Source organism: Aquabacterium sp., assembly GCF_035476535.1.
Lineage (GTDB): Bacteria > Pseudomonadota > Gammaproteobacteria > Burkholderiales > Burkholderiaceae_C > Pseudaquabacterium.
In genome coordinates, this window is the sequence record NZ_DATILJ010000281.1 from 1 (window position 1) to 22,538 (window position 22,538).

Consider the following 22,538-nt stretch of genomic DNA (forward strand, 5'->3'; position numbering starts at 1 on the left):
GTCGTAGACCAGGTGGCCTTGCACGCAGCGCGACAGGCCGTTTTCGTCGATCGGCACGGCCGAGCGTTCGCTCATCGCCAGATCCATCGCCAGGGCCTCGCTGCGCACGCCCACCCGCGTGACGGTCAGCATCTTGTCGAGTTCGTCGTACAGGCACACGCAGCTGAAGTCCACCGGCAGGCGCTCCTCGACGCTGCGCACCGCCACCTGGTAGATGCTTTGCAGGTCCTGGCGCTCGCCGATGGCGCTGGTGATCTGGTCCAGCAGGTTCAGGCGCTCGAACTGATCCTGCAGGCGCGCTTCGGCCTGCTTGCGCTCGGTGATGTCGGTGGAGATGCCGAACACGCCATGCACGCTGCCGTGTTCGTCGCGCAGCGGCGCCTTGACCGACAGATAGGTGTGCGGCCCGTCGTCGTGCGGCATCACCTCTTCCTCGATGACAGGCGCCTGTGCGTCCAGTACGCGCTGGTCCACCGCGCCGACCGCGGCGGCCGTCTCGGCCGGGAACAGTTCACGATCGGACTTGCCGATGACGGCATCGCCGCGCAGGTGGAACAGCTCCGAGTAGCGCCGGTTCACCATCATGTAGCGACCTTGCACGTCCTTGACGTAGATCACCGCGGGCGTGTTGTCGATGATCGCCTGCAGCAGCTGCTGGCTCTCGCGGATCGCGGCTTCGGCACGCTGCCGCTCCAGCACCTCGGCCTGCAGGCGCTCGGCGGTGCGCGTGAGTTCCGCGGTGCGCTCTTGCACGCGCAGCTCCAGGTCGTCGCGCGCGCGCCCCAGCGCGGTGGACTGCTGCTCGATGCGCTCGGCCATCGCATTGAAGCTGCTGCCGAGCTGGCCCAGCTCATCGTTGCGGCGGTCGGCCACGCGGGTGCTCAGGTCGCCGCCGGCGATGGCGGCCGTGGCGGCGGTGAGCGAGCGCACCGGCCGCACAATGCCGGCGGCGACGAACAGGCCCACGCCCATCGCCAGCACGATGATGCCGCCGGCCAGTGCCGTCTTCTGCAGCGTCATCTGTTCGATCTGCGCCTCGATGTTGGCCGCCGGCGACATGTAGAAGACGGTCCACGGCACCGTCCCGAAGCGGCGCGCGACGCCATGGTTCAGGGCCTGGTTGACGGGCGCAACACCGCTGAACACCGACAGGTCAGGCGCGCTCGAACGTGCGCGTTCGAACTGCGCGGGAAAGGCGCGCACGTCGTCGAGCAGGGCGCGCGTGCGCGTGCCGAAACGTTGCTCGGCCACCAGCCTGGCCACCGTCGCGGCATCCAGCGTGCCGCCGGGATGGAACACGAGGTCAGCGCTGTAGGTGTGGGCGATGCGGATGCCCAGCGGATCGAACACCTCCGCGAAGCTGCCGGGCCCGGCCTGTTCGTTGGAGGTCTTGACGATGTCCCAGATGGCCTTGGCGCGCACCAGCAGCAGCGCTACGCAGGTGACCTGCTGATCGGGTCCGCGCAGCGGCATCACGTAGCTGATCGAGGGCTGTTCGCCGCCCTGCGCCACCGTGAGGTGGATGTCGGAGACGGCCGCGTTGCCCTGCAGTGCGGCGCGCACATGCGGGCGGAACCCCAGGTCGGTGCCATTGACCGCCGGGTTGGTCGCCACCAGCACCTTGCCGCTGCGGTCCAGCACGGCGGCACCGCCAATGGCCGGGTCGCTGGCCGGGAAGGTGGACAGCAGCCTCGCCATCGCGGCGCGTGAGGCGGCCTGCTGGTCGGCATTGGCCGCGCAGAAGTCGGCGGTGTCGGGAAAGTGGGCGAGCCGGTCCACCGAACGCTGGTGGGCGCGATGGAAGCTGTCCAGTTCGCGCACCAGTTGTTCGGCGCGCGCCTGCAGCACCTGATGCATGTTGTCGAGCAACTGGGCCTGCCGCTGCCGGATGTCGACATAGGCACTGATGACCAGCGGCACCAGCGAGACCAGCACCAGCAGCGTGGCCAGCCTGGCACGCAGTGACCCCTGCGGCAGGCGGAATGGCAACTTCATGCGCACCCCCAGGCCGACGACATGTGTCGTTCTCTCCCTCTGCAAAGCACCAGTGCGGTCCAAGAGTCAAGCAAGCAGGCATCTTTAGGCCAAGCCCCGATGCACGCAACCCCATCACGTTATCAGGGGATTGAAAACGGCAGACTGCAGGGTCCGCGCCGGTGAAACTTGTGCCACGCACAAAACACATTATTCTGTCCACTGGCCGTGTTGGGAGCCGATCGGCAAATCACCATGACTCAAGATGCGCAGGCCCGACTGCTGATCGTCGATGACGAAGCAGCGCAGATGCGTGCGCTGTGCGAGACGCTGCAGGATCAGGGCTACCAGACCTGCGGTTTCACCGACGCCCGGGCGGCCCTGACGGCACTGCACCAGCAGGGCGCCGACCTGCTGCTCGCCGACCTGGCGATGCCGGAGATGGACGGCATCACGCTGCTGCGCGAGGCGCTGCGCATCGATCCCCAGCTCGTGGGCGTCATCATGACGGGTGAAGGCACGATCTCCACCGCCGTCGAGGCGATGCGTTCCGGCGCGCACGACTACATCCTCAAGCCGTTCAGGATGAGCGCCATCCTGCCGGTGCTGCAGCGCGCGCTGGCGATGCGCAGCCTGCGTGTCGAGAACGCCCGACTGGCGCAACGCCTGCACGAGCATGCGCTGGAGCTGGAAGCCTCGAATCGCGAACTGGATGCTTTCACGCGGTCGGCCTCGCACGACCTGCGATCGCCCTTGAATGGCCTGCTGGGCCTGAGCACGCTGTTGTCCAGGCGCTTCAGTGCCCAGTTGCCGGAACAGGCCGGCCGCTGGCTCCGGCAGATCGAAAGCGAAGCCAGGCGCATGAGCCGCTTGCTGGACGACCTGATGCGCCTGTCGCGCCTGGGACGGCAGGCACTGGAACTGCAAGCCGTGGCGGTCGATGCGCTGGTGCGCGGCGTCGTCGATGAGTTGCGCCTGCGCGAGCCGCAGCGCCGGATCGACGTTCGCATCGAGCCGCTGCCGCAGGCGACAGCCGATGCCGCGCTGTTGCGCCAAGTCTTCGTGAACCTGCTGTCCAACGCGTTCAAGTTCACGCGTGACAGCACGCCGGCCGAGGTCGTCATCGGCTGCGATCACGAAGGCGGCGAAGCGGTGTTCCGTGTGCGCGACAACGGCGCCGGCTTCGACATGGCGCGTGCCGACAAGCTGTTCAGCGCCTTCGAGCGCCTGCACCGGCCCGAGGATTTCGAAGGCAGCGGCGTGGGCTTGTCGATCGTGCAACGCATCGTGCAGCGGCACGGCGGTCGGATCTGGGCGCAGGCCGCGCCCGGCGAAGGGGCCTGCTTCCGCTTCACGCTGGTCGCAGCGCAGCACGGCGCGTCGGTACGCAGCGATCCACCGCCGGCCTGAGACGCAGGCGCGATCAGGGACGCTGCAATTCAGCGTTCGATGGCCTGGCGATAGCTGTAGTTCTTGTTGAGGCGTTCGAGCAGGTAGTCGCCGTAGCGCACCGGCGGGTACTGCCGCGGGTGGGCTGCGTCGGTGCAGGTGGGCAGGCACTCGATCACGCTGTCCATGCCGGGGTCGAAGAAGTAGGGCAGCGAATAGCGGTCGAAGCCGGAGCGGTTGATGACGCGGTGCGGTGTCGAGACGAAGCGCTTGTTGGTCCAGCGCGCCAGCATGTCGCCGACGTTGAGCACGAAGCAGCCTTCCATCGGCGGCGCATCGATCCAGTCGCCACCGCGTGGCCGCACCTGCAGGCCGCCGGCGTTGTCCTGCGCCAGCAGGGTGATCATGCCGTAATCGGTGTGCGGGGCCGAGCCGAAAGTCTCGTCCAGGCCGGGCGCCTGCGGCGGGTAGTGCAGCATGCGCAGAAAGGTCGTCGGCCGCTCGAAGTGCCGGGCCAGCGCATGCGCCGGCAGGCCCAGGCTGATGGTGATCAGGCGCACCAGGTGGCGCGCCACCGCGTCGACCTCGCGCCGGTAGCGGTCGATGTGCGGCCTGAAGCTGGGCAGCCAGTGCGGCCACTGGTTGGGGCCTTGCAAGGGCTCGCCGGCCAGCAGCGCCGGGTCGTCCGGCCGCAGGTCGTGCATCAGCATCAGCGATTCGCTCATGTTGGGCTGCGTCACCCGGTCCACTGACGAGGTGACGATGGTCGAACTGGCCAGGCCCATGTAGCCGCGGTGGAAGGCGTTGATCGCGATCGACTGCTTCTGCGCCAGCGTCGAGGCATGGAACTCGCGGGATGCGGCAAACGCGGCAGCAATCGTCGCCGCTGCGATGCCGTGGCCGCGGATGTAAGCAAAGCCGATCGTGCTCAAGGCCTGGTACAGCGCCGCCGCCGCGCGCCCGGCGGTGGCGATGCGGGTCTCGAGGTTCTCTTCCAGATCGATCACGGGAATGGACACCGGGTGTCTCCTGCTTTCAATAGTCAATGCGGCGTGCTGCGCGGCCGGCCCGGGCCACGCCGCGGCGCGCCCGGGTGCAATTGCAGGCGTGCGGCGTTGTCCAACATCTTCGGGTGGGCGATGAACGCCTCGCGCGTCAGCGTCCAGGCGCGCAGCACCAGGTCTCGCACGATGGCCTCGGCGCGCGGCGCGTTGCCGGCGCGGATCGCGGTGATCATCTGGCGGTTGGCGCGAATGGCCAGCGGCAGCATCGTCACCTGCTCAAGGTAGGCCCAGTGGCGGTAGCGCAGGGCCGGTTTGCTCAGCTGGGCCAGCAGGCCGGCGAGCACCGGGTTGCCGCACTCGCGGTGCAGCACGCGCGTCAATTCGACATTGGCCTGGAAGCCGGCTTCGGGTTGGCGCTGCGCATGGGCTTGTTCCATGCGCAGCAGGCAGTTCGCCAGCCGGCCCACGGCGGCCGCGCGTGTGGGCAGGGCGGCCAGCGTGGCCGCAGCCAGGGACTCCAGCGGCACGCGGCAGCTGTAGAGGTGGTCGAGGTTCTCCACCGTCATCGGCGCCACATGCACGCCGTAGCGTGGCCGGCGCGTCACCAGGCCGCTGGCTTCCAGCAGCCGCAGCGCCTCGCGCAGCGGTGTGCGGCTGATCTTGAAGAATTCGCACAGCTCGGCCTCGATCAGCCGCGCGCCGGGCGCGAACTCGCGTGTGATGATCTTGTTTTCCAGCAGGGCCAGCATGTCGAGGGCGAGCGGCGAAAACGCCGGGTCCTCGGGGCCATCGCCGGGCAAGGAGCTTGCCATCAGTAGCGCTCGACCTTGAGCCCGACGAGTTTCTCGGTCGCCACCACCGCCAGCACCGCCATGCCGATGCTCATCGTCGAAACCGCCGCGGCCTCCGGTGTGAAGTTGAAGCGCAGGTAGTCGAACAGCTGCAGCGGCAGCGTGGCGCTGCCCACGTCTTTCAGCAGGTAGGAGATGCCGAAGGTGTCGAAGGAGATGATGAAGGCGAACAGGCAGCCGTTGATGACGCCGGGCTTGATCAGCGGCAGCGTGACGCGGCGAAAGCGTGTCCACGGGCGCGCGCCCAGGCTGCGTGCGGCCAGTTCGCAGTTGAGGTCGACGCCGTGCAGCGCGGTCACGACATTGAGGAAGACGAAGGGCAGCGTGATCAGCACATGGCCGATGAGCATGCCGATGCCGAAGCGCGCGCCCAGGCCGATGGTGTGGAAGAAGAACAGCAGGGCCATCGCCGTCAGCACCTCGGGCAGCAGCAGCGGCAGCAGCACGGCGATGCGCAGCGCCTCCCGGGTGCGCACGGCGTGGCGCACGTGGTAGAGCGCGGCGGCCACGCCGATGACGCAGGAGATCACGGTTGCCGCCAGCGCGAGCCAGAGCGAACGCACGATGGCATCCATGAAGACCGCGTTGTCGAGGAAGGCCGCGAACCAGCGCAGCGACAGGCCGTGCGGCGGGAAGGTCAGGAACGCACCGTCGTTGAACGATGCGCCGACGACGACGAAGATCGGCGCCAGCAGGTAGACATAAACCAGCAGGCAGAACAGGCTGAGCAGGAGACGGTTGCGTAACATGTTATTTCCAAGGCATGCGCGTCAGGCGCATGAAGACCAGCACCAGCAACGTGACGCTGGCCGACAGGATCAGCGCCAGCGCCGAACCGAAGGGCCACTGGAACTGGTCGATCAGGGTTTCGACGACGATCACGGCCAGCGTCTTGACGCGCATGCCGCCCATCAGCACCGGCGTGACATAGGCGCTGACCGCCAGCACGAAGACCAGGATCGCACCCGCCTGGATGCCCGGCAGGGCCAGCGGCAGCACGATGCGGCGGAACACGCGCCGCGGTGTCGCACCCAGCGAACGGGCCGCGTTGTCGAGCGCCGGGTCGATGGCCTGCAGCGCGCCCATGATGGGCAGCACCATGAAGGGCAGGAACACATGCGACAGCGCGACGACGATGCCGAGGCTGTTGTACATCAGCGGCAAGGGCGCCTGGATCCAGCCCAGATCGAGCAGCCAACGGTTGATCACGCCGTTGTTGCCGAGCAGGATGGTCCAGCCGTAGCTGCGCACGACGATGCCCACCAGCAGCGGAGACAGCACGATGCCGTACAGCAGCGCGCGCCGGCGCGCCGGCGCGCGCACGATCTGCCAGGCCAGCGGAAAGCCGAGCAGCAGGCACACGGCGGTGCTGAGCAGGCCGATCCACAGCGTCTGCAGCAAGGCGCCGGCGTAGTAGAAGTCGGCGAAGAACTTGGCGTAGCCGGCGCCCGAGAAGCCGCTGCCATAGGGCATGTTCGTCGCCGGCTCGCGCAGGCTCATCACGACGATGTTCAGGTAGGGCAGCACCATGAACAGGCCGATCAGCGCCGTGGCCGGCGCGATCAACAACCAGGGACGCCAGGGCGCCGGCCAGGCCTGCAGCGTCACGCGGCCTCGACGGCCCACAAGCGCGCCGCATCGAAACCCAGCTGCACTTCATCGCCGGCCTGGTGGCGCGCCGGCGCGGGCGCCTGCACCGACAGCATCTGGCCACCGACCGCCACGCGGTAGTCGATGAAGGCGCCGTGGAAGTAGCGCGCGGCGATGTTGGCCGCCACGCCGCCGGCGGCTGCACCGTCAGCGCTTGCGCTGTTGGCGGCGCGGGCGGCGCTCAGGCCGATGGCCTGCGGCCGGGCCACCACCGACAGCCGCGTGCCGATGGCCAGCTGCAGGCCCAAAGGCAGCGGCAGCAGGCCGACCGGCGAATGGATCGCCGGCAGCCCATCGGCCCGCACGCCGACGACGCCGGGAACGACATTCGCCTGACCGACAAAGCGAGCGACCGCGGCGCTGGCCGGCATGTCGTAGACCACCTCGGGCGAGGCCGCCTGGGCGATGCGCCCGCCGAACATCACGACCACGCGGTCGGACATGGTCATCGCCTCGGCCTGGTCGTGCGTGACATAGAGCGTCGAGATGCCGACGCGTTTTTGCAGGTCGCGGATGAAGGTGCGCATCTCGTCGCGCAGCGTCGCGTCCAGGTTGGCCAGCGGCTCGTCGAGCAGCAGGATCTTCGGCTCGATGACCAGCGCGCGCGCCAGCGCCACGCGCTGTTGCTGCCCGCCCGACAGCTCGCGCGGGTAGCGTGCGCCCAGGCCGCCGAGCTGCACCAGATCGAGCACCGCGCGCACGCGCCGGTCGATCTCGGCCTGGCGCAGCCTGCGCATCTCCAGCCCGAAGGCCAGGTTGCCGGCCACCGTCATGTGCGGAAACAGCGCATAGCTCTGGAACACCATGCCGATGTCGCGCTCTTCCGGCGGCAGGCCGGCGACATCGCGGCCGTCGAACAGGATGCGGCCTTCGTCGATGGTTTCGAAGCCCGCCAGGCAGCGCAGCGTGGTGGTCTTGCCGCAGCCGCTGGGGCCGAGCAGCGAGATGAACTCGCCATGCTCGATCTGCAGCGAGATGCCGTCGACGGCGGTGGTGGCGCCGTAGCGCTTGACCAGCGACTGGATCACGACGGTGGTCATGCCTTGCCCACCACGTCGTTCCAGCGTCGGGTGATGGTTTCGGTGTGCTTGTTCATGAAGGCCCAGTCCCAAGGCAGGAAGCGTTCCATCTCGCGACCCGAGATCGGGATGTCTTTTCTCAGCGCGTCGGGCACCACTACCTTGCGGTTCACCGGCGAGACGAAGAACTCCTTCATCAGCACGGTCTGTCCTTCGGGGCTGAGGATGTAGTCGATGTAGGCGTGCGCCGCGCCGGCCGGCGCGCCCTGCGGGATGTTGAAGGTCTGGTCCCACATCAGCAGGCCTTCTTCGGGCGTGATGCAGTCCACCGGCAGGCCCTGCCTGCGCAGGCGCGCGATCTCGCCGAAGTCGAAGGGCGCGACGATGATTTCGCCGGCCGCCATCAGCGTCGACATGTTGAAGTCGGTCTGCAGCACGCGGCCCAGTTCGGCCAGCTTCTTGAAGCCGACGTCGATGTTGTGGATGTCGCCTCCATACAGTTTGGAGGCCAGCATCAACATCATCTTGCCGGCGGTGTTCTGGATGCCGTAGAGGCCGATGCGGCCTTTGAACTCCGGGTTGGTCCAGAGGTCCTTCCAGGAGGTCGGCCGGGTCTTGACCAGGTCGGTGCGGTAGCCGATGCCGATTGGCGAGACCAGGCCGACCACGCCCCAGCCGTCCGCCGCGGCGGTGGCGATCGGGTACAGGTCGGCGTAGTGGGGTATCAAGGCGCGATCGAGCTTCTGGAACTGGCCTTCGGCGCGCAGCACCGAGGCATAGATCTCGTTCGTCATCACCACGCCGTAGGGCGCCTTGCCGACGCCGGCGGCGCGCATCGTGGCCATGTAGGTGCGGCCCAGGCCGATGTCCAGCGTGGGGCGGATCTGGGTCTTGGCGGTGAAGCCCGGCACCAGCGTGGCGCGCCAGAACTTCTCCCAGCTGCCGCCATAGGTGGTGACCACGAGTTCCTGGGCCGCCGCGCGCACGCGCGGCAGGCCCAGGACGCCCGTGCCTATCAAACCCGCGAGCGCATGCACGGCATGGCGCCGACTCGGAGTATCCATTTCACTTTTCCCTGAGCAATATTTTTGTATACGGAAATTTTGCTGGGAATCGCCGTCACGGGTCAAACGGTCATGGCAATGGCCTAGGCTCGGCCAAGGGCACGCCGACCGAACTGCACATCGGCCGCGGGGCGCGGAATGGGCTGAAGCGCCCGGATTTCCTGGGTTTCCCGGCAGTGGCGTCTTCAAGGGAGTGCTTGTTTCCACCTGTTGGTGCACTGCAACAAGCGGCCGCAGCGATCCTGGAGGGGTCGCTGTTGCATCAGTCGCCTAGGCGACACCCGCGCCCTTCATGCGGGCCGGTCGAGCGCGACGCAGTGCGAATTCAGCGGTTTTGCCGGTTCGCCGACAGGCTATCCTTGCGTTCCCACCCGCAGCGCCATTTGCCATGCAACGCCTTGTCGTCATTTCGTTCCTTGGCCTCGTGCTCGCTGCCTGCGCGTCCGCTCCTCGCAGCACCGACAGCAGCGCTGCCCAGGCCTCTGCGTCCGCGGGAATGGGTCCGGCCGAGAAAGCCCGCATCGTGAAGTCCCGCGATGGCACTTACGATGGGGAGGTCGTCGGCAATCCGGCACCCGCCAGCGGCTTCTCGAAAATCCAGATCGGCATGAGCGCCGACGAGGTCAATGGGCTGATGGGCCGGCAACCCACGCAGTTTCATCGCTACGAGTCTGGCAAGCGCTGGATTCCGTTCTATTACGGCAATGACGCACGCCGCATGCAGGTGCTGTTTGAAGGCGAGGGTTGCCTGATCTACGCGGCCGGCAATCGATTCAACGTGACCTCTGCCGACCTGATCCGGATCGAGGTGGATCCCAGGGGCGCGTGCTACCAACCCTGACGGTGCGCGACGCGAGGCGCGTGTCGCCGGCGTACCGCCCCAGCGAACGGAGGTCTGGCCATGGGCATACAACTCGACCACACGATCGTGCCGTCGCACGACAGGGATGCCTCGGCGCGGCAACTGGCTGAACTGCTGGGGGTTCGCTGCGGTCCTGCCAGAGAAGGGCCGTTCTTCGCCGTGTATGTCAATGACAAGCTGACGCTGGACTTCATCCAGACGGACGAGGATTTTCCGGTCTATCACTTCTGCTTCAAGGTCGGCGATGCCGAGTTCGACCAGATCCTCGGGCGCATCCGGGCCGCCGGCATCGGCTATCGAAGCGATGTCAGGGGGGCTGTCGACAATGAGATCAATACGCACTATGGCGGAAGGATGATTTACTGGAACGAGCCGGACGGCCACCAGTGGGAGATTCTGACCGTCAGCTACGCGCGGGAACACGCGCAGTAGCTGCCGCGCGCCGGGTACCGGCGCCGTGCAGTTCACCTCATTCATTCGCCACCGATGCGAATTCAGATCACTGGGAATGGATGCGCCCGTGAAGCTCGCTTTGGGTCGGGCAGCGCGGCGATCAATTGGTCGCACAGCTGCGCTGCGCGCTCGAAATCGAGCCGCGCCATCGCCTCGCCCAGCGGCTGCAGTGCGGGGCCCCAGGCCGCTGGCTGCGTGGCTTGCAGCGCGGCGAAGGCGTCGGTGGCGGCCATGTCCGAGGCCCGCAGCAAGACGGCCAGCGGCTGCAGCAGAGCCTGCAGCGCGGCGGGATCGTGGGTCGCCATCGGCGCTTCGGCGGCGGTGCCGGCCTGTGCGGCGCCCAGTTGTTCCACCGCGGCTTGCAGCAGCCGGCCGCCCTGCGTGATGGCCTGCGCCAGATCGTCGATCTGCAGCGCCGGCGTGCCACCTTCAGCGGCCCGGCCCAGCGCGGATTCGGCCTCTGCCGCCCGGGCCGCCAGCTGCGTGGCACCCAGTGTGGCGCTCATGCCCTTGAGCGTGTGCATCAGCCGCGCGGCTTCGGCATGGCGCTGCTGCGCCAGCAGACGGCCGAGATCCCGCGCGACGGTGGGCAGCTCCTGCGCGAAGGAGGCGGCGCTGCGCAGCCACACCTCGCTGCGGCCGCCCAGGCGGCGCACGGCCGCAGCGAGATCCAGGCCTTGCTGCTGGAAGCTGTCGGCCAGCGCTGAAGGCAAGATCGCGGGCGCGGCCGTCGTGCGCCGGGGCGCCACCGGGCGCGCCGCGTCGGGGCGCACATGGCGCAGCAGCGTGGCCACCAGCTGGTCCAGGTCGAAGGGCTTGCCGATGTGGCCGTTCATGCCGGCGGCCAGGCTGGCATCGCGGTCGATGGCCGTCGCGTTGGCGGTCATCGCGATGATCGGCAGCCTCGCCCGCCCCGGCAGCAGGCGGATCTGCCGGGCGGCGGTGTAGCCGTCCATCACCGGCATCTGCAGGTCCATCAGCACGGCATCGAAGGCCGGGTTCGCCTCGGTGACTGCGGCCGTGACCGCGGCCACGCCTTGTTCGCCGTCGGCGGCCAGGTGCACCTGCGCGCCTTCGGCTTCCAGCAGCTCCCGCGCCACTTGCTGGTTATTGGCGTTGTCCTCGACCACCAGCAGGCGCAGGCCGGCCAGGCGCGGACCGGCACTGCACGGGCCGGCCTCGCCCATGGCGCCGGCGTTGCGCGGCGATGGCAGCGCCACCGGCGCTTCGGGAGCCAGCGCCAGGTCGAGCTCGAAGCTGAAGCAGCTGCCGACTTCGGGTGTGCTCTGCAGGCTGATGCCGCTGCCCATCAACCCCACCAGGTGCTGGCAGATCGACAGGCCCAGCCCGGTGCCGCCGAAACGGCGCGTGGTCGAGGCTTCGGCCTGCGAGAAGGCCTTGAAGATGTGCTGCTGCTGCTCGGGCGGGATGCCGATGCCGGTGTCGCGCACCGAGAACGCCAGCCGGGCGACGCCGTCGTTCAGCGCCAGCAGCTGCACCGCGACGACCACCTCGCCCAGCGGCGTGAACTTGATGGCGTTGCCGCCCAGGTTCACCAGGATCTGCAGCAGGCGCAGGTCGTCGCCGACCAGCGCCACCGGCACCTGCGCGGCGATGTCGAAGCGCAGCTCCACCAGCTTGGCGCCGAGGTTGGCCGACAAGATGACCGACAAGTCGTCCATCAGCCGTCGCAGCTGGAACGGGCGCGGGTCCAGTGCCAGCTTGCCGGCTTCGATCTTCGACGAATCGAGGATGTCGTTGAGCAGGCCGAGCAGCGCGCGGGCCGCGCCTTCGGCTTTGCCGGCGTAGTCGCGCTGGCGCGGCGTCAAGGGGGTGTTGTGCAGCAGCTTGAGCATGCCAAGCACGGCGTTCATCGGCGTGCGGATCTCGTGGCTGATGTTGGCCAGGAACTGGCTCTTGGCCACGCTGGCCTGCTCGGCGTGGTCGCGCGCCAGCGTGAGTTCGTGGTTGGTGCTGCGCAGCTGCGCTTCGGTGCGCTTGGCGGCGGTGATGTCCAGCGTCAGCGCGACGAAGCCGCAGACCCGGTCCTCGCGCATGTCGGGAATCATGTGCGTCAGCGTCTGCACCGGCGTGCCGTCGGATCCGAGCTCTTCGCGTTCGATGCTCTGCGCGCGGCCTTGCGCGGCGGCGGCCATCAGCGCGCCGTTGCGGAAGCGCTCGCCCAGCACCTGGGCCGCGGGCTGGCCCAGGCTGCCGGCGGCCGCGCCGAAGCGCTTGAAGAAGGCGGCATTGCCGAAGCGCAGCAACAGCCGCGCATCCCAGTAGGCGATGCGGCCTGGCATGTTGTCGGTGACCAGCCGCATCAGGTGTTCTTTTTCCTGCAGCCCCTCGGTGGCCGCCGTCAGCGCTTCGCTGGCGCGGCGCTTGTCGGTGATGTCGCTGCCGATCTCCATGAAACCGGTCAGGTGCCCCTGCGCATCGCGCAGCGGCTGCACCTCGGTGTCGATCCAGTACTCGCGGCCATCGCGGGCGCGGTTGAGGATCTCCACGCGGCAACCCCGGCCGGCGGCCGCGGCGTCGGCCACCTGCTGCAGCACGGCCGGGTCGGCCTTGCCGCTGCCCAGCAGCTCGCCCGGCGTGCGGCCCAGCGCGGCGGCCAGGTCGTAGCCGCTGATGCGCGTGAAGCCTTCGTTGACCCAGGTGATGCGCAGCTGCGGGTCGGTGATGGTCACCGCGTTGGAGGTGTGCCGCACCACCTGCGCCAGGCGCTCGAGGTCGGCGGTCATGCGTTCGGCCAGCGACTGGGCGCGGATGCGGCCGGAGGCCAGCGCCCACACCACCAGTGCCAGCAGCAGGCTCAGCAGGGCGCCGCCCAGCGCGACGTACAGCAGCGGCCGGCGGTCGACCGAGGCCTCGAATGCGGCCAGGGTGCTGGTGCGCAGGGTCAGCACCCGTCCGCCGATGGTCAGGCTGCGGCTGGTGTGCAGCAGGCGGCCCTGGTAGCTGTGCGCCGCGATGGCGCCCTGCGCCGCGCTGAGGTGAGCGTCGGCATCGAACACCAACTGCGAGGCCAGCGTGCCGTCGCCATCGAAGAGTTCGAAGTCCAGCATGCCGTCGGCCGCGGCGGTGGTCACGCCGTCCAGCAGTCCGGCGGTCGACAGCGGTGCGAACAGCAGTCCGCTGAGCGCGGCACGGCGCAACTCGGCGGTGCCGGGTTCGCTGGCCGGGCCATACAGCGGCACCAGCACCACGAAGCCGGGCGCCGGCTCCCCGCCCTGGAGCATGCCGCCATCGCGGGCCAGCGTGGGTTGGCCGCTGGCCACGGCGCGCTCGATGGCCTGGTGCATCAGCGGGTCGGCACCAAGGTCCATGCCCCAGGCCTGCGCGTTGGACGCCAGCGGTTCGATGTGCTTGACCACGAACAGCGTGGCCGCGGTCCCACCGTCGCGCGGCTGGAAGTTCGGTGCGCCGTCGGTCTGCTCTGCCTCGGTGAAGCGTGCCAGGTCGCTGCGCTCCACGCGCTGCACCAGGCCGAAGGCGCGCACGCCGGGCAGTTCCTGCAGCAGGTTGCGCGAGGCCACATAGCGTTGGAACTGCGAGCGGCCCACCGCCATCGAGGCCTGGTGGGCACTGCGTGCATCCTTCAGGCTGGACACCGGCTGGTTGAAGCGGCGCAGCACCTCGGCCTCCAGCCGCTCGACATGGCGGTCGAAGCGCTGGTGCATGTCGTCGTCGATCTGCAGCTTCATGTAGCTGACGATCGCTGCCGTCACCGCGATGCCGACGCACTGCGCGGCCGCGGTCATGGCCACCGCCCGGCGCCGACGCTGTTCGTGGCTTTGCAGCGTGAGGGGCAGCGCGCCGGCGGGCACCGCCGCGGCCCGCAGCTGCAGCAGCTGGCGTACCGCCGCCATGCCGCGCCAGTACAGCAGCGGGGCGGCCAGCAGCACAAGGGCCAGCGCATGCACGGCCATCGCCGCGGCGCCGTGCCGCGGCGCCGCCAGCCAGGGCAGCACGGCCAGCACGGCGACTTCCACCCCGGCCACGATGACCAGGGATTCGGCCAGCAGGCGAATCGGAATGCGGCCGGGCTTGCTCATGGTTACCGTGGATTGTCGGTCGATCGACCCGCGCAAAGTGCGGAAAGTGATAGCCGAATCGACGCCATCTTCCCGGATCTTCGGCCTAGCACAAGGCGGTTTGGCCTTGCAGCCGTGGCGCTGTCAACACCCGTGGTACCTTTCCGGCCCACGACAAAACCACGAGACGAGACATGGGCCTGCAGCAACACCTGGGTGCACTCACGCCCGACAGGCTCCAGGGCATCCGCCGTGGCGTCGAGAAAGAAAGCCTGCGGGCCGATGCGCAGGGCCACCTGGCGCTGACACCCCACCCGGCAGCGCTGGGCTCGGCGCTCGAACACCCGCACATCACCACCGACTTCAGCGAATCGCAGCTGGAGTTCATCACCGGCGTGCATGCCTCGCCCGAGGCCTGCCTGGCCGAGTTGACGCAGATCCACCAGGTCGCCTACCGCGCCATCGGCGACGAGATGCTGTGGGTCGGCAGCATGCCCTGCGGCCTGCCCTCGGACGAGACGATCCCGATCGGCCGCTACGGCACCTCCAACGTCGGCCGCGCCAAGAGCATCTACCGCATGGGCCTGGGCCACCGCTACGGCCGGCGCATGCAGACCATCTCGGGCATCCACTACAACTGGTCGATGCCCGGTGTCAGCAGTGAGCAGTACTTCTCGCTGATCCGCAACTTCCGCCGCCATTCCTTCCTGCTGCTGTACCTGTTCGGCGCTTCGCCGGCGGTGTGTTCGAGCTTCGTGGCCGGCCGCGACCACCCACTGCAGCCGCTGGCCGAGCACACGCTGCACCTGCCGCATGCCACCTCGCTGCGCATGGGCCGCCTGGGCTACCAGAGCGATGCGCAGGCGTCGCTGAGCGTCAGCTACAACAGCCTGGACAGCTACGCCGCGTCGCTACAGGACGCGATGACGCGGCCTTACCCGGCCTACGAAACCCTGGGCGTGCGCAATCCCGGCGGTGAATACAACCAGCTGGCCACCAGCCTGCTGCAGATCGAGAACGAGTTCTACGGCACCATCCGCCCGAAGCGCGTGATCCGCCGCGGCGAGCGCCCGCTGCACGCACTGCGCGAGCGCGGCGTCGAATATGTCGAGGTGCGGCTGATGGACCTCGACCCCTTCGAGCCGGTGGGCATCGCGGTGCCGACGATGCGGCTGCTCGATGTCTTCCTGCTGCACTGCCTGCTGAGCGACAGCCCGCCCGACACGCCGGCCGAGATTGCCGCGCTGGGGCGCAACCAGCACCGCGCGGCCGAACATGGCCGCAAGCCCGGGCTGATGCTCGAGCGCGACGGCCACGAGATGAGTCTCAGCGACTGGGGCGACGAACTGCTGCGGCAGTGCGAACCGATCGCGCTGGCGCTGGACCAGGCCCAGGGCGGGCAGGCGCACCGCGACGCACTGGCCGACGCCGCGGCCCGCCTGCACGCACCGGACACCACGCCCTCGGCACGCGTGCTGGCGGCGATGGTGCGGGAATTCGACCGTTCGCACACCCGCTTCACGGTGGCGCAGTCGCACCGCACGCGGCAGGCGCTGCTGGCCTTGCCGTATGCCGAGGCGCTGGACGCGCGCTTCCGGCAACTGGCGCAGAAGTCGGTGATCGACCAGCGCGCCAAGGAAGCCACCGACACGCTGCCCTTCGAAGCGTTTCGCCAGCAATACCTGGCGGTGGAACAGCTGGGCGTGGCGCTCGCCGCCTGAAGCCCCTGCGGCGCCGCCGCAGCCGCTGGGGTCGCCTTGTCAAGGTGACCATGGCCATGTTGCTTTGGTCCCTGGCCGATCGGGCCGCCGGAACCTATCGTCTGCTCACCGTCACGCGATGTGCGGTTCGGTGAGGGCGCAACCCGATCTGTTGCGCCACCTTCAAGAGGTGGGGTCCGCATGGATCAGGTCATCAGCGGCTCGGTGGGAACCGGCGGCGCCAATCGTGCGGCCGACGTCAGCAAGGTGCAGGCGCTGCTCAATGGCGTGCCGGTCGGCTGGGGCGGACCGACGCCACCCTTGGCCGTCGACGGGCTGATCGGCCCCAAGACGCTCACGGCGATCCAGCAGTTCCAGACGGTGCAGCTGGGCACGCTGTTCACGCCCGATGCCCGGGTCGACCCGCGCGGCCGCACGCTGGGCCGGCTGAACCACATTGCCAACACCAGCGAGCGGCCGGGCGGCAACGTCAAGGTCTCGGTGGAGCCGATCTCGCATGTGCGCCAGAAGACCAGCATGGTCTGCTGGGCGGCAGCCGGCACCATGCTGGTGGCCGCACGCGACCGCGCGAGCGTGATGATCGAGACGGTGATGAAGACTGCCGATGCCAACGACCCCGGCCCCGGCTACCTGAACATGTTCAACACCAACCAGGGCTTGCCGCCGGCCAACACCGGCCGCTACACCCGATCCATCGGCATGCGCGTGGAGCCGCCGATCAACTTCTCGCTGCCCGGCTGGCGAGACCAGCTGCTGCACCACGGCGCCATCGGCGTGGTCGGCCTGTCGCCCTTCCTGCACATCCGCGTGATCAGCGAGCTGATCGGCGACGGCAGCGTCTTCGGCTCCTTCGTCACCGTGCACGACCCGGGCATGGCCTTGCCGTACAAGGAGGTCTTCGTGAGCTTCGCGCAGCGCTATGAAGCGGCGGCGACGGTGAACGATCGCATGGACCAGATCTGGCACAAGTAGCCGGGGGCTACATGCCGCGCGGCTGCGCCAGCGCGCGGGCCAGCGCCGGGGTTGCCGCTTCGATCGGCGCCAGCAGCCGCGGCCACACCACCGCGCCCACGGCCTGCCGGAAAGCGCCGAAGTGGCCCAGCGAGCCGAGACCCAGCGTGGCCGGATTCAGCTCATGCCGCTGCATCCGGGCCGTGGCGAACTCGGCCGCCAGCGCATCCACCGCCGGCGCCGGGCCATAGGTCAGGTCGTCGCTGACATTCCACAGGTGCGCGGTGCCGCTGAAGCGACGGTAACCATCGATGTGAGCGGCCAGCGATGGATCGGTGAACAGGTAGCCGCGGCGCCGGCCCCAGCGCGACCACTCCAGCGCCACCTGCTTGGGCAGGCCGTCGCCGCGGCCGCCGAGCGACCAGCCGGGCGCGCGGCCGAACAGGTGGCTCACCGCCGGCAGCATCAGGTGGAAGTAGGCGAAGGCGACCCAGCGCCCGCGGCCCGACCAGTGGCGCCAGTCGCCCGATTGCGCACCCAGCGTCAGCAGCGCATCGGCCTTGTCGAAGCCACGGGCCAGGCCGGCGGCGTTGCCGCCGAAGGAGTGGCCGATCACCAACAGCGGGAGACTTCGCGGCGCACGCCGGCGCTCGGCCTCGGCCAGCGCGGCGCTCATGTCCTGCAACCCCCAGTCGCGCATGCGGCTGCGGTCTTGGTGCAGCGGCCCGCGGCGGGATTCGCCGATGCCGCGGTAGTCGTAGCTCAGCACCGCATAGCCGCGCTGCGCCAGCCAGGTCGCGAAGTGGCGGTAGTAGCGCTGCGGCACGCCGGTGGCCGGGCTGATCACCGCCACCGCGCGGGCGGGGGTGGCCGGCTCGTACCAGCGGGCGGCGATCGGCGTCCCGTCGTCGCACAGCAGGCGCTGGCTGGGCGGCAGCGCCTGGGTCGGCGCCATCGGCTCGGCCGGCTGCTCGAACGCCGCTTCCAGCGCGGCCAGGTCAGGGGAAGCGTTCACGGTAGTCATGGCGGGAACTCTAGACAGTCAATCCGGCATTGACTAGGCGACTGCAGATTGACATATTGCTTCCATGAACTCACCAATCAAGCCGACCCGCACAGCCCGGCCGGCCGCCGCCACGCCGGATGTCGCCACCCACCGGCAGCGCCGCCGCAGCACCTTGCTGGCGCTGGACGCCAATGCGCTGGAGCTGTTCGCGCGGGTGGTGGCGGCCGGCAGTTTTGCTGAAGCCGCGCGCCGGCTGGGGCTGACGCGTGCGGCGGTGAGCCGGCGCATCGCGGCCATCGAAGCCCAGGCCGGCGTGGCGCTGCTGGCGCGCACCACGCGCTCGCTGGGCCTTACCGACGCCGGCCGGCGTCTGGCCGGTTACGCCCGCGGTGTGCATGACGCAGCCGATGCCGCCCGGCGCAGCGTGCGCAGCGGCCGCGGCGCGCTGGAAGGGCGCTTGCGCATCACCGCGGTGCCCAGCTTCGGCCGCGCGCTGCTGATGCCCTTGCTGGCCCGCTTCCAGGCTCGGCACCCGGCGGTGCGCTTCGAGCTGCTGTTCACCGAGCGCCCGATCGACCTGCTGCGCGAAGGCATCGACGTGGCCTTCCGGCTCACCCGCAAGCCGCCGCCCGACTGGTTGGCGCAGCCGGTGCTGAGCCTGCGCATCGGCGCCTATGCCGCGCCGGGCGTGTGCGCGGCGCCGCTGCCCGATCCGCAGGCGCTGGCGCAGCTGCCCTGCCTGGTGCTGGGGGCCGCGGCCGAGACCGTGCCGCTGCTCTGGCGTGACGACGCCGGCACGACCTGCACCGTGGAGGTGGCGCCCAGCACCTGGGGCGACGACATGGACAGCCTGGTGGCGATGGCACGCGCCGGCGGCGGCGTGGTGCTGGCGCCGGACTACTGCGTGCGGGCCGACCTGCAGGCCGGCCGGCTGCTGGACCTGCTGCCCGGCTGGCGCCTGCCGGTCGCCGAGGGCGACACCTTGCAGGCGCTGACGATGCCGATTGCCACCGCGCCGCGCAGTGCACGCGAGCTGGTGAAGTTCGTGCGCGAAGCCTGCGCGGTCGATGCCGCGGACTGATGACCGATGGGCTGTCGACAAGGGTGCCCATTACCAGTCGCGTTGGGTGTTATCAAATGCTCGTTGCTGCGCATCGTGATGTACAGTTGGCGGGCCTCTTTCTTCGCGGGAGATCGTCGTCATGCCCAACCTCGCCGACATGACTGAAGCCATGGCTGCCGTCCAGAAGGCCCATGGCCAGCACATTCCCAAAGGCCTGCTGGCCTACAAGGCCTCCGACATCGCGATCTTTGCCGATGAAACGCAGTGGCAGCAGGCGTTCCGGTTCATCTACGACATCGTGTTCAAGCCTTCCAACCAGTTCAAGGAAGAAGCCGGGGCGTTCATCGACGGCGTGCTGGGTTTCGTGACGCCGGTGTTTTCCCACGAGAAACGCAAGATCTACCTGTCGCCGAAAGTCCAGGGCTACACGCGGCGTCAGCAGCTCATGGTGCTGTCCCACGAGTACCTCCACTGGCTCTCTCACGAGTCCTTCTACCCGACCTACTACATGGTTGGTGGACAGCACCCGTTCCAGGTCGAAGGCGCGACGCAGTGGTTGACCGTGGCCTGCGGCTACCAGCAGGAGTTCAAGACCTTGCCTGCCTACCAGGACGAGTACCTGAAGACCGATGCATGGCTCAAGGCGGATACGCGCAACCTGGCGCGCATGCAGGCCTATCTCTTCAACGGCGTGCGCACGGACCTGTCCAGCATCCACCCGTAGTTTTCTGCCTGCTTCATCGAAGCGGCGCCCCGGCCTCGAACCAGCGTTTGATCAGCGCCCGTTCATCCTCGGTGATCTGCGTCGCGTTGTTCAGCGGCATCAGCTTCAGCACCACGGCCTGCTGATAGATCGTCTGCGCATGTTGCTTCAACAGCTCGGGCGTGTGCAGCGCCACGTTCTTCTGCTGCAGCTGCGCGTTGTGGCACATCACGCAGCGTTGATCGATCACCGCCTTGAGTTCGGCAAAGACCAGCGGCTTGGCGGCCGCCGCTGTGCCTGCCGACGGCGAAGGCGCCAGCCACACCGCCAGCCCAAGCAGCAGCAGGGTGCCGGCCACGGCATGTTCCCAGGGCACGCGCTGGCCCTGCACCAGCGCCTTGTGGCGGGCCACGAAGCTGTGCCGGATCAAGGCGCCGGCCAGCATCAGCAGCACCAGCACGGCCCAGTTGTGCCGGCCCTGGTAGAGCCAGCCGTAGTGGTTGGACAGCATCGCCACCAGCACCGGCAACGTGAAGTAGGTGTTGTGCACGCTGCGCTGCTTGGCGCGTTGGCCGTGCACCGGGTCCACGGCCTGCCCGGCCTTCATCTGCGCGATCACCGTGCGCTGGCCGGGAATGATCCAGAAGAACACGTTGGCGCTCATCGCGGTGGCCAGCATGGCGCCGACCAGCAGGAAGGCCGCGCGGCCGGCAAACAGCTGGCAGGCCAGCCAGGATGCAGCGATCACGAACAGCAGCACACCGGCACCAACGATGCGGTCGCCGCCGGGGCGCTGGCCGAAGGCGCGGCAGATCAGGTCATAGACGAGCCAGAACGCGGCCAGGAAACCCAGCGCCGCGGCAATGGCCACGGCCGGTGGCCAGTCGTGCACGTTCTTGTCGATCAGGAAGCTGCCGGCGTTGAACAGGTACAGCACCGTGAACAGCGCAAAGCCGGTCAGCCAGGTGCTGTAGCTCTCCCAGTAGAACCAGTGCAGGTTTTCGGGCAGCGCCTTCGGCGCCACGATGTACTTCTGCGGGTGGTAGAAACCGCCACCGTGCACGGCCCACAACTCGCCATCGGGCAGGTCCGCCTGCCCATCGGCGGTCGGCAGGTCCGCCTGCCCGTCGAAGGTCGCGCCCTTGGCCTTCAGGTCTGGCGCAGCGGGCGGCGTCAGGCTGTTGTCGAGGAAGACGAAGTAGAACGACGAGCCGATCCAGGCAATCGCCACGATCACGTGGGCCCAGCGCAGCAGCAGGTTGACCCAGTCCAGCAGGTAAGCGTCCATCACGGCCTCGAGAGCAGGGGAAGGTGCAGCGACGCTTCATCGCTGCGCTTCCCCTCACCACAGCGGGCTCTGTGAGGAGCGAACGTCGCGACCGCCGGATGAGGGCGGGCGCCGCGGCGACGTGTGCAAAGTGTATACAACTTCCGGTCGATGGCGATTGCGGGCTTTCCAGGTCCTGGACCGGACGATACGGTACGAAGGTCCTGTGCTGCCACGCAAGCGCCGTGCCGGATGGCTTCAGGAGCCGCGGTAAGTGGAGTAGGCCCAGGGGCTGACCAGCAAGGGCACGTGGTAGTGCCCGGCCGCATCGGCGATGCCGAAGTCCAGCGTCACGGTGTCGATGAAGGGCGGTTCGGGCAGTGTGACGCCGCGGGCGCGGAAATACGGCGCCACCTCGAACAGCAGGCGGTAGCGGCCAGCGGCCATGGCCTGCGCGTCGAGCAGCGGGCCGTCGGCGCTGCGGCCGTCATTGTTGAGGGTCAGTGCCTTCAGCGTCAGCACCTGGGCACCGTCCAGGCGCTGCAGCGTCACCCGCATGCCGGCGGCGGGGCAGCCGTTCATCGTGTCGAGCACATGGGTGCTGAGGTGTGCCATCGGGTCTTCCTTGCCGCGAGCTGTCGGGGTGGCCGCCGCCGGGGCGGCGGCATGGTGGTTTGAGTTCGTCGCAAAAGTGTATACACTTTGCCAGGCCCGTCAACCCGATTCAGCCGCCCACCGCCATGCCGCGCAGCCGCGCCAGCCTCCAGGTCGTGTCCGCCGCCAGCCCGTCCGCCCGGCGGCCGCGGCGTGCTGCCACGCCGGCGGCGCCGGCCCCCGCCGCGCCCGCCTCGGTGGCGGGCAGCACGCAGCGCATCGTGCTGGCCGTCACCACCGCCATCGTCGAACGCCGGCTGATGCCTGGCACCAAGCTGGCCGAGCAGAAGATCGCCGACCTGTTCAAGGTCTCGCGCACCATCGTGCGCCAGGCGCTGAACCAGCTCAGCCGCGACCGCCTGGTCACGCTGACGCCGGCGCGCGGTGCCTGTGTCGCCACGCCCAGTGCCGAAGAAGCGCGCCAGGTCTTCGAGCTGCGCGAGATGCTCGAAAGCGCGCTGGTGCGCCAGCTCTGCGCGCGCATCACCGATGCGCAGCTGGCACTGCTGCGCGACCATCTGGCGCAGGAACGCGAAGCGGTGGCGCGCACTGACGTGCCGGGCCGCACGCGCCTGCTGGCCGACTTCCATGTGTTGCTGGCGCAGCTGTTCGGCAATGCGGTGCTGGCGCAGTTGCTGGCCGATCTGCTGAACCGCTCCTCGCTGATTGCGCTGATGTTCCAGTCGGCCCACTCCGCCGAGGCCTCACAGCGCGAGCATGAGCAGATCGTCCAGGCGCTGGCCCGGCGCGATGCGCGGGCCGCCGTGCGGCTGGTGGCCCAGCATTTGCACAGCGTCGAACGCAACCTGCGGCTGGATCCGCGCACGCCGGACCTGGCCACCGCCTTGCGGCCCCACGATTGACCAC

General features: G+C 68.8%; 19 protein-coding genes. 8 read left to right on the forward strand and 11 right to left on the reverse strand.

Annotation, left to right across the window (positions count from 1 at the left end; translation table 11 throughout):
• Positions 1–1,995: PAS domain-containing protein (locus VLK61_RS27690; protein ID WP_325426133.1), on the reverse strand; the 1,995-nt coding region annotated here is incomplete at its 3' end.
• A 234-nt stretch (positions 1,996–2,229) separates the two neighbouring features.
• Here VLK61_RS27690 and VLK61_RS27695 point away from each other — a divergent pair.
• Entirely contained in the window at positions 2,230–3,384 is a 1,155-nt protein-coding gene (locus VLK61_RS27695) for a sensor histidine kinase (RefSeq protein WP_325426135.1), read from the forward strand.
• A gap of 29 nt (positions 3,385–3,413) precedes the next feature.
• On the opposite strand, the gene VLK61_RS27700 is transcribed toward VLK61_RS27695, so the two are convergent.
• Genes VLK61_RS27700 through VLK61_RS27725 form a run of 6 tightly spaced genes read right to left on the reverse strand, consistent with a single transcriptional unit; the run spans position 3,414 to position 8,951 of the window.
• Positions 3,414–4,382, reverse strand: a complete 969-nt coding sequence (locus VLK61_RS27700; protein ID WP_325426137.1) for an isopenicillin N synthase family dioxygenase — start codon at positions 4,380–4,382, stop codon at positions 3,414–3,416.
• Between the two features lie 23 nt (positions 4,383–4,405).
• Complete coding sequence (locus tag VLK61_RS27705; protein ID WP_325426139.1) at positions 4,406–5,179, reverse strand: GntR family transcriptional regulator; 774 nt, start codon at positions 5,177–5,179, stop codon at positions 4,406–4,408.
• Entirely contained in the window at positions 5,179–5,967 is a 789-nt protein-coding gene (locus VLK61_RS27710) for an ABC transporter permease (RefSeq protein ID WP_325426141.1), read from the reverse strand. The genes VLK61_RS27705 and VLK61_RS27710 overlap by 1 nt, the downstream gene beginning before the upstream one ends.
• Before the next feature lies 1 nt (position 5,968).
• Positions 5,969–6,826 carry an ABC transporter permease gene (locus VLK61_RS27715; RefSeq protein WP_325426143.1) on the reverse strand — a complete coding sequence of 286 codons (858 nt, stop codon included), beginning with the start codon at positions 6,824–6,826 and terminating at the stop codon, positions 5,969–5,971.
• Positions 6,823–7,908, reverse strand: a complete 1,086-nt coding sequence (locus VLK61_RS27720) for an ABC transporter ATP-binding protein (RefSeq protein ID WP_325426145.1) — start codon at positions 7,906–7,908, stop codon at positions 6,823–6,825. The genes VLK61_RS27715 and VLK61_RS27720 overlap by 4 nt, the downstream gene beginning before the upstream one ends.
• A complete protein-coding gene (locus VLK61_RS27725; RefSeq protein WP_325426147.1) occupies positions 7,905–8,951 on the reverse strand; it encodes an ABC transporter substrate-binding protein in 1,047 nt (348 codons plus the stop codon). The genes VLK61_RS27720 and VLK61_RS27725 overlap by 4 nt, the downstream gene beginning before the upstream one ends.
• Before the next feature lie 388 nt (positions 8,952–9,339).
• Here VLK61_RS27725 and VLK61_RS27730 point away from each other — a divergent pair, with 388 nt between their 5' ends.
• A complete protein-coding gene (locus VLK61_RS27730; RefSeq protein WP_325426149.1) occupies positions 9,340–9,792 on the forward strand; it encodes a hypothetical protein in 453 nt (150 codons plus the stop codon).
• 60 nt (positions 9,793–9,852) lie between these two features.
• A complete protein-coding gene (locus VLK61_RS27735; RefSeq protein ID WP_325426151.1) occupies positions 9,853–10,245 on the forward strand; it encodes a VOC family protein in 393 nt (130 codons plus the stop codon).
• A 62-nt stretch (positions 10,246–10,307) separates the two neighbouring features.
• On the opposite strand, the gene VLK61_RS27740 is transcribed toward VLK61_RS27735, so the two are convergent.
• A complete protein-coding gene (locus VLK61_RS27740; RefSeq protein WP_325426153.1) occupies positions 10,308–14,327 on the reverse strand; it encodes a CHASE domain-containing protein in 4,020 nt (1,339 codons plus the stop codon).
• A gap of 173 nt (positions 14,328–14,500) precedes the next feature.
• Between VLK61_RS27740 and gshA the strand changes: the two genes are divergently transcribed.
• A complete protein-coding gene (gshA, locus tag VLK61_RS27745; RefSeq protein WP_325426155.1) occupies positions 14,501–16,027 on the forward strand; it encodes a glutamate--cysteine ligase in 1,527 nt (508 codons plus the stop codon).
• A 180-nt stretch (positions 16,028–16,207) separates the two neighbouring features.
• Positions 16,208–16,999, forward strand: coding sequence for a papain-like cysteine protease family protein (locus VLK61_RS27750; RefSeq protein WP_325426157.1), 792 nt, complete (start codon positions 16,208–16,210; stop codon positions 16,997–16,999).
• Between the two features lie 7 nt (positions 17,000–17,006).
• On the opposite strand, the gene VLK61_RS27755 is transcribed toward VLK61_RS27750, so the two are convergent.
• Positions 17,007–18,002, reverse strand: coding sequence for a serine aminopeptidase domain-containing protein (locus VLK61_RS27755; RefSeq protein ID WP_325426160.1), 996 nt, complete (start codon positions 18,000–18,002; stop codon positions 17,007–17,009).
• A 64-nt stretch (positions 18,003–18,066) separates the two neighbouring features.
• Here VLK61_RS27755 and VLK61_RS27760 point away from each other — a divergent pair, with 64 nt between their 5' ends.
• Together VLK61_RS27760 and VLK61_RS27765 are read left to right on the forward strand one after the other, a co-directional pair.
• The gene (locus tag VLK61_RS27760; RefSeq protein WP_325426162.1) at positions 18,067–19,065 is read left to right on the forward strand and encodes a LysR family transcriptional regulator; all 999 of its coding nucleotides are present in this window, start codon (positions 18,067–18,069) and stop codon (positions 19,063–19,065) included.
• Positions 19,066–19,186: 121 nt separating this feature from the next.
• Entirely contained in the window at positions 19,187–19,771 is a 585-nt protein-coding gene (locus VLK61_RS27765) for a hypothetical protein (RefSeq protein WP_325426164.1), read from the forward strand.
• A 13-nt stretch (positions 19,772–19,784) separates the two neighbouring features.
• On the opposite strand, the gene VLK61_RS27770 is transcribed toward VLK61_RS27765, so the two are convergent.
• Positions 19,785–21,038 (reverse strand): urate hydroxylase PuuD, encoded by a 1,254-nt coding sequence (locus VLK61_RS27770; RefSeq protein ID WP_325426165.1) that lies wholly within the window; start codon positions 21,036–21,038, stop codon positions 19,785–19,787.
• Positions 21,039–21,275: 237 nt separating this feature from the next.
• Entirely contained in the window at positions 21,276–21,632 is a 357-nt protein-coding gene (gene uraH, locus VLK61_RS27775; RefSeq protein WP_325426167.1) for a hydroxyisourate hydrolase, read from the reverse strand.
• A 125-nt stretch (positions 21,633–21,757) separates the two neighbouring features.
• Between uraH and VLK61_RS27780 the strand changes: the two genes are divergently transcribed.
• Complete coding sequence (locus tag VLK61_RS27780) at positions 21,758–22,534, forward strand: GntR family transcriptional regulator (protein ID WP_325426169.1); 777 nt, start codon at positions 21,758–21,760, stop codon at positions 22,532–22,534.
• Positions 22,535–22,538: the final 4 nt, after the last annotated feature.

Coding starts and splice junctions, on each gene's coding strand:
- VLK61_RS27750 (WP_325426157.1), top strand. CDS start 16,208: ATGGATCAGGTCATCAGCGGCTCGGTGGGAACCGGCGGCGCCAATCGT.
- VLK61_RS27765 (WP_325426164.1), top strand. CDS start 19,187: ATGCCCAACCTCGCCGACATGACTGAAGCCATGGCTGCCGTCCAGAAG.
- VLK61_RS27780 (WP_325426169.1), top strand. CDS start 21,758: ATGCCGCGCAGCCGCGCCAGCCTCCAGGTCGTGTCCGCCGCCAGCCCG.
- VLK61_RS27735 (WP_325426151.1), top strand. CDS start 9,853: ATGGGCATACAACTCGACCACACGATCGTGCCGTCGCACGACAGGGAT.
- VLK61_RS27755 (WP_325426160.1), bottom strand. CDS start 18,002: ATGACTACCGTGAACGCTTCCCCTGACCTGGCCGCGCTGGAAGCGGCG.
- gshA (WP_325426155.1), top strand. CDS start 14,501: ATGGGCCTGCAGCAACACCTGGGTGCACTCACGCCCGACAGGCTCCAG.
- VLK61_RS27720 (WP_325426145.1), bottom strand. CDS start 7,908: ATGACCACCGTCGTGATCCAGTCGCTGGTCAAGCGCTACGGCGCCACC.
- VLK61_RS27770 (WP_325426165.1), bottom strand. CDS start 21,038: ATGGACGCTTACCTGCTGGACTGGGTCAACCTGCTGCTGCGCTGGGCC.
- VLK61_RS27730 (WP_325426149.1), top strand. CDS start 9,340: ATGCAACGCCTTGTCGTCATTTCGTTCCTTGGCCTCGTGCTCGCTGCC.
- VLK61_RS27725 (WP_325426147.1), bottom strand. CDS start 8,951: ATGGATACTCCGAGTCGGCGCCATGCCGTGCATGCGCTCGCGGGTTTG.
- VLK61_RS27760 (WP_325426162.1), top strand. CDS start 18,067: ATGAACTCACCAATCAAGCCGACCCGCACAGCCCGGCCGGCCGCCGCC.
- VLK61_RS27740 (WP_325426153.1), bottom strand. CDS start 14,327: ATGAGCAAGCCCGGCCGCATTCCGATTCGCCTGCTGGCCGAATCCCTG.
- VLK61_RS27695 (WP_325426135.1), top strand. CDS start 2,230: ATGACTCAAGATGCGCAGGCCCGACTGCTGATCGTCGATGACGAAGCA.
- VLK61_RS27705 (WP_325426139.1), bottom strand. CDS start 5,179: ATGGCAAGCTCCTTGCCCGGCGATGGCCCCGAGGACCCGGCGTTTTCG.
- VLK61_RS27710 (WP_325426141.1), bottom strand. CDS start 5,967: ATGTTACGCAACCGTCTCCTGCTCAGCCTGTTCTGCCTGCTGGTTTAT.
- uraH (WP_325426167.1), bottom strand. CDS start 21,632: ATGGCACACCTCAGCACCCATGTGCTCGACACGATGAACGGCTGCCCC.